At 67.0% G+C, this 7,002-nt stretch carries 4 protein-coding genes; 3 read left to right on the top strand and 1 reads right to left on the bottom strand.

Annotated features, from left to right (window positions below; genetic code table 11):
• The first annotated feature begins 201 nt into the window (after positions 1-201).
• The gene (locus tag BACI348_RS15455) at positions 202-1,764 is read left to right on the top strand and encodes a CYTH and CHAD domain-containing protein (protein WP_236557575.1); all 1,563 of its coding nucleotides are present in this window, start codon (positions 202-204) and stop codon (positions 1,762-1,764) included.
• A gap of 76 nt (positions 1,765-1,840) precedes the next feature.
• On the opposite strand, the gene BACI348_RS15450 is transcribed toward BACI348_RS15455, so the two are convergent.
• A complete protein-coding gene (locus tag BACI348_RS15450) occupies positions 1,841-3,277 on the bottom strand; it encodes a PucR family transcriptional regulator (protein ID WP_159827291.1) in 1,437 nt (478 codons plus the stop codon).
• Between the two features lie 156 nt (positions 3,278-3,433).
• Here BACI348_RS15450 and BACI348_RS15445 point away from each other — a divergent pair, with 156 nt between their 5' ends.
• Both BACI348_RS15445 and gabT read left to right on the top strand, forming a co-directional pair.
• Positions 3,434-4,864 (top strand): gamma-aminobutyraldehyde dehydrogenase, encoded by a 1,431-nt coding sequence (locus tag BACI348_RS15445; RefSeq protein ID WP_159827288.1) that lies wholly within the window; start codon positions 3,434-3,436, stop codon positions 4,862-4,864.
• A gap of 87 nt (positions 4,865-4,951) precedes the next feature.
• Complete coding sequence (gabT, locus tag BACI348_RS15440; RefSeq protein ID WP_159827285.1) at positions 4,952-6,322, top strand: 4-aminobutyrate--2-oxoglutarate transaminase; 1,371 nt, start codon at positions 4,952-4,954, stop codon at positions 6,320-6,322.
• The last annotated feature ends 680 nt before the right edge of the window (positions 6,323-7,002 follow it).

The following is a 7,002-nucleotide window of genomic DNA, read 5'->3' as shown; positions in this document are numbered from 1 at the left end:
GGGGTGAACGGGGCGGCGGCCGCGGAGGCGGGGGAAGGAGGAGTCGCGGGCATCCCTAAAGGCTAAAGGTTAGACGTTTGATGTTTCCAGTTTTGTGGGGAACATCTCCCGGCTCCCCGCGCCCTGGCAATAGACTGCGAGCGAGGGCTGCGGCGCCAATCCGTCCAGGCCACGCGCAACTAATGCGGAAGGACGGCTGTGATGGCTTCGCAGGGAATCGAGATCGAGAAAAAGTATGACGTCGGCGCTGACGCCACAGTACCGGCGCTGCAGGAACTGCCCGTAGTGGCGCGTGTCGGTGCTCCCCATACCGCCATGCTGGAGGCCGTCTACTTCGATACCGACCAGCACACGCTGGCTTCCCGCCGCATCACGCTGCGCCGCCGCACCGGCGGAACCGACGCCGGCTGGCACCTTAATCTGCCCCCGGTGGCGACCGCCGAATCAGAACCCCCGCAGCGCCGCGAGCTGCACGCCCCGCTGGGCCGGCCCGACGTCGTCCCTGACACCCTGCTCTCGCACGTGGAGGCCTACCTGCGGGGCGCCGGGGTGCGGCCCGTGGTCCGGCTCGAGACCCGGCGCACCACGCACGCCCTGTACGGCGGGGACGGAGTCCATCTGGCGGACCTGGCCGATGACCAGGTGGTGGCCACGCGCCTGCACGGGGGTGACGATCAGCCGCAGAGCTGGCGCGAGTGGGAACTCGAACTCGTCCATGGCGGGCTGGAGCTGTTCGCCCCCGCCGAGCAGCTGCTCACGGCAGCGGGTGCCCGCCCTGCCGGCCACGCCAGCAAGCTTGCCCGCGCCCTCGGCAGGGCATCGGGGGGCACCCCGGAGGAAGGCTCCCAAGAACAGGAAGGCCCGGCGCTCCTGGCCGGCAAGAAGGCCCCGGCGGCCGCCGTCGTCACTGTTTATCTGGCGGAGCAACTGCGCCGGCTCCTCGCCGAGGACGCGGCGGTCCGGCTGGAGGAACCCGAGGGCATCCACCACATGAGGTCCGCCATCCGCAGGCTCCGCTCAGTGCTGGCCGCGTACCGGAAGCTCTACCGGGCCATGCCGGTCCGGCGCCTGCGCGATGAGCTCGACTGGCTGGGGCTCCTGCTCGGAGATCCGCGGGACTCCGAGGTGGCGCTGGCAAACCTGCGCACGCACCTGGACGGGCTCCCCCCCGGGGAGGGGACGGATGCCGCCCGGGAGCAGGTGGAGCGCACTGCCGGGGCCGCACTTGATGCCGGTTACCGCCGCGTCCAAGAGGCCCTGCGGTCCGAGCGCTACTTCCGGCTCCTGGACAACCTTGAAGACTTCCGGGACCATCCGCCGGTACGGGCGGAAGCGGTGGCACCCGGCCGCAGGGTCGCCGCGAAGGCTGTGGACAAATCCGCGCGCCGGCTGCGGCGCTCGCACAAGGCTGCCCGGCATGCCCGGCGAGGCACGGACCACGAAAACGCGCTCCACCAGGTGCGCAAGGACGCCAAGCGGCTGCGCCATGTAGCTGAGTCGGCGGCGCTGGTGAAGGGCAAACGCGCCGGGAAAGTCGCCAAGGCGGCCCATAAGCAGCAGAAGATCCTGGGCGATTACCACGACGCCGTGGTTGCCCGAAGCCTGCTCCTGGACCTCGAAGCGGACACCGGCCTGGCGCAGCCCGCTGCCGAGGCCCTGGGCGAGCTGAGGAAGCGCCAGAGGGAACTTATGGAGGCGGCCGAAGCGAAGTACCGGAAGGCCCGGAAGAAGTCCCGCGATCTGCTGCGGCGCGGGGTTCTGTAGTCCGCGCGCGCACCCCAGCCTCGCACGCCCAGGCGTGGGCCCATCCGTTGGCCGATCACACCGGGCGGTGCAGCGGCTATTTGCCCTGCCGGGCGGACAGCCGTGCCACCGCGAGTGCCAGCCAGAGCTGCACCCTGTCCGTGGTGACGGCGGGGTCGTAGCCCGTCAGCTCGGTGATCTGGGCGAGCCGGTAGCGGACGGTGTTCCGGTGCAGCGTCAGCTCCTCCGCGACGGCGGCCACCGAGCCGTTGTTGTTGAGGTAGCTTTCCAGCGTGGTCATCAGCTCGGCGCCGTGGGCGGCATCGAACGTCCGCAGCGGATTCAGGGACTCGTGCGCCATGTCCGCCAGCGGCACGTCCTCGCTGGCCAGCAGCAGCGACGTCAGGCTCAGCCGCTCCGGCTCGTTGACCGGCAGCCCGTGGCTGGCCGCGTCCCGCGCCTCGAAGTAGCTCCAGCGCAGGCCATTCGGTTTCGTGTAAGCGCCGCCGATGCCGATCGTCGCATGGATTCCCGCCTCGGCCAGGTGGTCACTCAACTTCCGCGCCAGCGACGGCGCCGCCCCGCCGTCGTCGTTAATGACCAGCATCAGATCCTTGCCCACGACGGCGGCCACGGAGTTTTCCAGTTCCCGCGGCACCGAGGTGCTCACCAGGGCCTTGTGATGGGCGGCGGAAACGGCCAGCAGCACCACGTTCTTGCGGGTGCTGTTGATGCCCACGCCGGCCAGCCGCCGCTGGGCCTCGCTGGTCTCCAGCGCGCCGTGGATGACGTCCTCCAGTACCTGCCCGCACAGGGCGCGTTCGGACTGGCGCTGCTTGACCATGTTGTTCAGTTCAACGCTGATCAGGTTCTGCGCATACCCGATGATCCCGTAGTCCTCGAAAGGCCGGCGGACCCAGAGAGTGCACGCGTCGCGCCGGCCGGTGGGGATGGGGTAGGAGGCCCAGGTATCGGCCTGCGGATTGTCCTTGGTGCTGTTGTACAGCTGCGCCGTGAACTGGGTGAGCGCGATGTCCGCCCGCAGCATGCCGCCCAGATGCTTGAGCAGCTCGGCCAGCCCACCGCCGGTCAGCAGTGCGCGTGCCAGCACCTGGTGTCCGGCGATGAGCCGCTCCAGCTTGGCGTAGTGGTCGGCTGACTGGGCGTCCGCCACCAGCTTGCCGATCGCGATGAACGGCGTCTCGTACGGAACTTCCACCACGGGCAGGCCCCAGCGGTTCGCCTCGGCGAGCAGGGCCGGCGGCACTGCCTCGTGCGACAGCCCCACACCGAACCCGATCCCTACCGCTCCGGCACGCTGCACCTGGCGGACAAAACGGCGCTGCTCGGGCGCGGACTTCAACCGCAGGCCGGTGGTGAGGACGAGTTCGCCGCCGTTGATGAAACGCTGCGGGTCCTCGAGCTCGGTCACTGCCACCCAATTGATGTCCTGGTGCCAGGTGGTTTCGGCGACCCCCACTTTGGACAGGTTCAGGGATTTGACACCCAGCAGGGCAGCGAGGGAAATAGCCATGGACCAAGAATAAACGGGCGCTAGTCAACCGCACTAAACACCAGCCGGAAGGGTGTGCAGGTGGCTATTCACGGCGCCGCGGCGCTGGCATAGGCTCAAGGCAGTCAGATCCATCCGTTTCGACGCCGATGGCCCCCAGGAAAGAGGTTGCACACCGTGGTCCAAACCTTGCAGAACTTCATCAACGGTTCTTTTGTCACGCCCGCCGGCACCGGCACGCTGGACATCGTGAACCCCGCAAACGGTGAAGTGGTGGCCTACTCGCCCATCTCCAATCAGGCAGATGTGGATGCTGCCATGGCCGCAGCGAAGGACGCCTTCAAGAGCTGGAAGCACGTCACGCCCGGCCAGCGGCAGCTGATGCTGCTCAAGCTCGCCGATGCCATCGAGGCCAACAGCGACGAACTCGTGGAGGCGCAGCACCGCAACACGGGCCAGGTCCGGTCCCTGATCGCCTCCGAGGAAGTTGCCGCCGGCGCCGACCAGCTGCGCTTCTTCGCCGGCGCCGCCCGCATCCTCGAAGGCAAGTCCGCCGGCGAGTACTTCGAGGGCCACACCTCCTACGTCCGCCGCGAACCGATCGGCGTGGTGGCACAGGTGGCACCGTGGAACTACCCGTTCCTGATGGCCATCTGGAAGATCGGCCCGGCGCTCGCGGCCGGCAACACCGTGGTCCTGAAGCCCTCGGACACCACCCCGGAATCCACCCTGGTCCTTGCCCGCCTCGCCGGCGACATCCTGCCCGCCGGCGTGCTGAACGTTGTCCTGGGTACCGGCCAGACCGGCGCCATGATGGTGGACCACAAGGTCCCCGGCCTGGTATCCATCACCGGTTCGGTCCGCGCCGGCATCGCCGTCGCCTCCGGTGCCGCCAGGGGCCTCAAGCGTGCCCACCTGGAACTTGGCGGCAAGGCCCCGGCGATCGTGTTCAAGGACGCCGACATCAAGAAGAGCGCCGCGGCCATCGCCGAGTTCGCCTTCTTCAACGCCGGCCAGGACTGCACTGCCATCACCCGGGTCCTGGTGGAAGACTCAGTGCACGACGACGTTGTGGCCGCCATGGTGGAGCACACCAAAACCCTGCACACCGGGTCGCAGAATGACGAAGAGAACTACTTCGGGCCCCTGAACAACATCAACCACTTCAAGCAGGTCAGCTCCGTGGTGGAGAACCTTCCCGCGCACTGCCGGATCGAAACCGGCGGCCACCGGGCGGGGGAGAAGGGCTTCTTCTTCGAGCCCACCATCATCACGGGCGCGAAGCAGACGGACAGCATCGTCCAGCAGGAAACGTTCGGCCCCGTCATCACCGTGCAGAAATTCAGCACCGAGGAAGAAGCGGTGGAACTGGCCAACGACGTCGACTACGCCCTGGCCTCCAGCGTGTGGACCACCAACCACGGCACCGCCATGCGGCTCAGCCGCGACCTGGACTTCGGCGCCGTCTGGATCAACACCCACATCCTGCTGACCGCCGAAATGCCGCACGGCGGCTTCAAGCAGTCCGGCTACGGCAAAGACCTCTCCATGTATGGCGTCGAGGACTACACGCGCATCAAGCACGTGATGTCCGCACTCGACTCCTAATCCCCACCGACGCCCTAACCTCGCTCCGCTTCGGCCAGGGAACCCTGCCGGCGTGGGCCCACCCCCGCAACTCAGAAAGGTCTCGCCATGACCACCACAGCACCAGACATCACCTTCCGCCTTGAGCAGAAGCGCCGCGTCCAGGCCGACTTCCCGGGCCCCAAGTCGCTGGCCCTGGCCGAGCGGCGCAAGTCCGTCGTCGCCGCGGGTGTTGCCTCCGGCGTCCCGGTCTACGTCGCGGACGCCGATGGCGGCATCATCCACGACGTTGACGGCAACTCCTTCATCGATCTCGGCTCAGGCATTGCCGTGACCAGCGTGGGCGCGTCCGATCCCGCCGTCGTCGGTGCCGTGAAGGAAGCCGTGGAGCACTTCACGCACACCTGTTTTATGGTCACGCCGTACGAAGGCTACGTGGCTGTCGCCGAGCAGCTGAACCGGCTCACCCCCGGTGACCACGAAAAGCGCACGGTCCTCTTTAACTCCGGGGCGGAGGCAGTGGAGAACGCCATCAAGGTGGCCCGCCTCGCCACCGGACGTGACGCCGTCGTCGCCTTTGACCACGCCTACCACGGCCGCACCAACCTCACCATGGCGCTCACGGCCAAGGCCATGCCGTACAAGACCAACTTCGGCCCGTTCGCGCCCGAGGTCTACCGCATGCCCATGAGCTACCCGTACCGCGAGGAAAACCCGGAGATCACCGGTGCCGAGGCGGCCAAGCGCGCCATCACCATGATCGAAAAGCAGATCGGCGGCGACCAGGTTGCGGCGATCATCATCGAACCCATCCAGGGCGAGGGCGGCTTCATTGTCCCCGCGGAAGGCTTCCTGCCCGCGCTGGCCGCCTGGGCCAAGGAAAAAGGCATCGTATTCATCGCCGACGAAGTCCAGTCCGGTTTCTGCCGCACCGGTGAATGGTTCGCAGTGAACCACGAAGGCGTCATCCCGGACATCATGACCCTGGCCAAGGGCATCGCCGGCGGCATGCCGCTGTCCGCCATCACCGGCCGGGCAGACCTGCTCGACGCCGTCCACCCGGGCGGCCTGGGCGGCACCTACGGCGGCAACCCGGTAGCCTGCGCCGCGGCGCTGGCATCCATCGGCACCATGGAGGAATACAACCTGGCCGGCCGCGCCCGCAACATTGAAGCCCTCGCCACCACCAGGCTCCGCGAATTGCAGAAGGAACTGGCCGACGCCGGCACTGCAGTCATCGGGGACGTCCGCGGCCGCGGGGCGATGCTGGCCATCGAACTGGTCCAGGCGGGCTCCAAGGAACCGAACCCCGAGCTGACCAAGGCCGTCGCCGCCGCCTGCCTGAAGGAAGGCGTCATCATCCTCACCTGCGGCACCTACGGCAACGTTATCCGCCTCCTGCCGCCGCTGGTCATCACCGATGAACTGCTCAACGACGGCCTGGCGGTCCTGGCCTCGGCCATCAAAGCCAACGCATAGCGGAGCAAGTACAGCCTTCAGGAGAAGGCAAGTAACAGGCAGCATCCCGGTACGTCCGGGGTGCTGCCTGTTGCGTTAAGTGGTTCCGGGCTAGGGGAAGCGCTACCTATCGGCGGGTACCGCACGAACCAACTACCCAATTCCCCCACCTTCATGCTGCTGAACTACCTAATCCCCACGCAGGGCGGGCAGCTTTCCGTAAGTACCCCCAAAAATCTTTTCGAGTACACGGCTACTCGTGTTGGTACCTGCCCAGAATCGTAATTTGGACACACCGGCGGCTATGGAGCGGCTCCTGGAAGGCCAAACTCTGAGGACATCGTCATGAGACCCCTCGATACTGTCGACCACCCTCCAGGTGAAGCTATGGGGCGCCGACGCCGCTGCATGTGTGGGCGCCCCTTCGGGCAGGCAAGGCTCCCGTTCCACGTCAGTGATGTGGATCCGGTGGCACCCCTGGTTGGACCTGACGCCAAGCCAATGAAGGACCTTCTGCTCAAGACAAGGGGAATACAGATGACGCAGTTGTCAACGGAAGCTGAGGACTGGACGGCTCTTAACACGACGGCAAGGACGCTGTTTGTGGACAAGTCCCACCACCGTCGTCGCGTCCCCGTCAAAACCCGCCGTTGTTCTGCCGCCCGGCCGGCGCCCATGCATGCAGCAGGGGAGGGCCTCCG

This window comes from Arthrobacter sp. 9AX (genome assembly GCF_902506095.1).
Classification (GTDB): Bacteria; Actinomycetota; Actinomycetes; order Actinomycetales; family Micrococcaceae; genus Arthrobacter.
This window is presented reverse-complemented; position numbering and strand designations above follow the sequence as displayed.

Excerpts from the sequence above, each read along its gene's own strand:
- gabT (WP_159827285.1), top strand. The coding sequence starts at position 4,952 with ATGACCACCACAGCACCAGACATCACCTTCCGCCTTGAGCAGAAGCGC.
- BACI348_RS15455 (WP_236557575.1), top strand. The coding sequence starts at position 202 with ATGGCTTCGCAGGGAATCGAGATCGAGAAAAAGTATGACGTCGGCGCT.
- BACI348_RS15450 (WP_159827291.1), bottom strand. The coding sequence starts at position 3,277 with ATGGCTATTTCCCTCGCTGCCCTGCTGGGTGTCAAATCCCTGAACCTG.